This is a genomic window from Cellvibrio sp. (assembly GCF_053579595.1).
The window spans coordinates 1-2,468 of the sequence record NZ_JBRFPI010000517.1 but is presented as its reverse complement, the minus strand read 5'-3'; the positions used below and the strand labels follow the sequence as shown (position 1 = coordinate 2,468).

2 protein-coding genes are annotated in these 2,468 nt (G+C 48.1%); one reads left to right on the top strand and one right to left on the bottom strand.

Annotated features, from left to right (window positions below; all coding sequences use genetic code 11):
• Window positions 1-1,511: methyl-accepting chemotaxis protein (locus ACWA6V_RS20585; RefSeq protein WP_449524239.1), on the top strand; the 1,511-nt coding region annotated here is incomplete at its 5' end.
• A 4-nt stretch (window positions 1,512-1,515) separates the two neighbouring features.
• On the opposite strand, the gene ACWA6V_RS20580 is transcribed toward ACWA6V_RS20585, so the two are convergent.
• A complete protein-coding gene (locus tag ACWA6V_RS20580; protein WP_449524238.1) occupies window positions 1,516-2,367 on the bottom strand; it encodes a protocatechuate dioxygenase in 852 nt (283 codons plus the stop codon).
• Window positions 2,368-2,468: the final 101 nt, after the last annotated feature.

Below are 2,468 nucleotides of genomic sequence, written 5' to 3'. Positions count from 1 at the left end.
AAAGATTGGGTGGCTTGCTGGAATATATTTCCGGCCCGGCGTGGAATGCGGCAGATGGTGCTATGGAAGGGCAGATTGGCCTTGAGGGGCAAATTATTGTATTGCAAAAATTGTATCACAACGAAAAATCGCTCGCGGAAATGCAAGCGGTGTTGGACGCTGCCACTGCTATGGAAAATGATGCCTTGGGACGCATGAAAGCATCGGGATTAATGGGGCAGGCTACCGTCAGTAAATTGGATCAGCAATTAAATAATTATCACGCAACACGCGCGGCACTGATCAGTAAATTGCAGGCGGGCACTGTTGCTGCTGAAGAATATAACCAACTCAATAGCCAGCTTGATGGGCTGCTCGCGTTTATCGGAGAAATGGAAGAAGAAGCTGACGGCAAAGTTGAAAGTGAAACTGGCAATGTCCAACAATTGCAGCGTGCGGCGTCCATAAAATTATTTTCAGCCTTGTTGGTAAGTATTGCAATGGCGATAGTTATTTTTATTTTCGCCAACAAAATGATTGTGCAGCCGGTTGCACAGGTTACCGAAAACCTGCAGGAATTGGCCTCAGGCTCGGGCGATTTAACCGCGCGGCTACCTAATGAAAATACCACTACAGAATTGGGGCGCCTTGCATTTGCGTTTAATCGGTTTGTTGAAAAATTGCAGGTGCTGATCAGTCAGGCACAGGCAAGCAATCACACACTCACGGCGGCGAGTGTGCAAATTACCCAATCAATTACCCAGGCAGCCAGAGGTTGCGATGCGCAACTGCGCGAAATTTCTCATGTTGCCAATGCGGTGGATAGAATTTCCAACACCCTGGATAAGGTGGCAGAGGCTGCAGTAGGTGCGAATCAGGCATCCACCGATGCCACGAGCATTACCGGTGCAGGTAACAAAATAGTCGCCTCGGCCCAGCAAGGTGTTGATGAAGTGGTGCAAGAGGTTGATAACGCATCGCAAGTGATTTCTGCGCTGGTGGCTGATAGCCGCAATATAGGTGCAATGCTGGAGGTGATTCGCAGCATTGCAGAGCAAACCAATTTATTGGCTTTAAATGCGGCGATTGAAGCGGCGCGCGCCGGTGAAACCGGGCGCGGTTTTGCGGTCGTGGCCGATGAAGTGCGCAGTCTTGCATCGCGCACTCAGGAGTCCACTAAAGCAATCGAAACTATTATTACCAATCTCACTACCGGTTCAAGTAAAGCGGTAGAAGTTATGAGCGGGGCACAACAAAAAGCGTTGGTGATTAAAGAGCGTATCGCGAATACGTCACAGGCGTTTTCCAACATAGTGGATGCAGTTGATCAAATCCGGCAAATGAATTCGCAAATTGAACGCGCGTCGGAAGAAGAAAAGCAGTCAATGCAACAAATCACCGGTAGCATGGATACGATTCTGCAACAGGCAAAACAAAACCATGAAGCTGGTGAGCAAACCAGCCAATCGCGCGATCACCTTGAGCGCGAGATCCGCAAATTGGATGGATTGCTGAGCGTGTTTCGCACCTAAAGTTTTAAATCGCAATACCAACGTCTAATTCTGCCACATAGCCATCCGTCACGTTGCCAGTGACGGTTGCTAATTGATACTCAACACCATCGCTAAACACATTGTCCGCGCTAAAGGTTTTTACCGAGGTGTTTTGCCCTTTGCTGCTATAGAGTGAAGAGTTGTAAACAGCGGTGGTGATTTCGGCGGGAAATGCCATCTGCGAAATAGCGGTGGACTTAGCGCTGCTGCCGTAGTTGGTTAAAAATATTTGAAAATGAATGTGTGTAATTCGCCCTGCATACCAGCCCGGATAAATTGTGGTGAAGTGTGCAATGCCGCTGGTATCTGTGTACTGCACACCGCGGCAATAGGTTTTTCCTGATTGCCCTGCGTTATTGTTTTGCGAATACCCGGAATAAAGCCCGTCTTTATCGCAATGCCAGATATACACATAACCTGAAACCGGTTTGCAGCTGTCATTGATATTCACCAATTTGAGTTTTACTTGCAGCGGCACGCCAGTTTTATCTTCCGCGATGTTTTCGCGCAGCACCAAAGAATTATCCAATAAGGTCGAGAGTGGAAATGGCCCAATAGTTTCGGTAGGAATTAATGTGCATATTCCCGATGAATTAGTGCTGCTGGTAACGGAGCTGGCAGCAGTAGATGATGTTGTGGTGTTGGTAGTAGATGAGCTTGTGCTGCTATTGCTGCTGGACGATGATCCGCCACCGCAACTAATTAACCCGGCAGCGCCCATCAGACTAAATACACCCAGTGCGGCTAGCGTTCTGCGGCGGTCGTTATCAATAACGGAGCGATTAGTAGCCGCGCTAGCAGCTGTGGAGTGGTTTTTATCGGATGTTTCAAGCATAAGATTTTCTCAGCGTGGTTGTGGTCTAGCTTATGACACCAGCATGGAAAATGAATGCTTGCAGGATTGTGAAAGGATTCAGGAAGAACTGTGGAAAGATT

Bases quoted from the DNA above. Each gene is read 5' to 3' on its own strand.
- ACWA6V_RS20580 (WP_449524238.1), bottom strand. From the start codon at position 2,367: ATGCTTGAAACATCCGATAAAAACCACTCCACAGCTGCTAGCGCGGCT.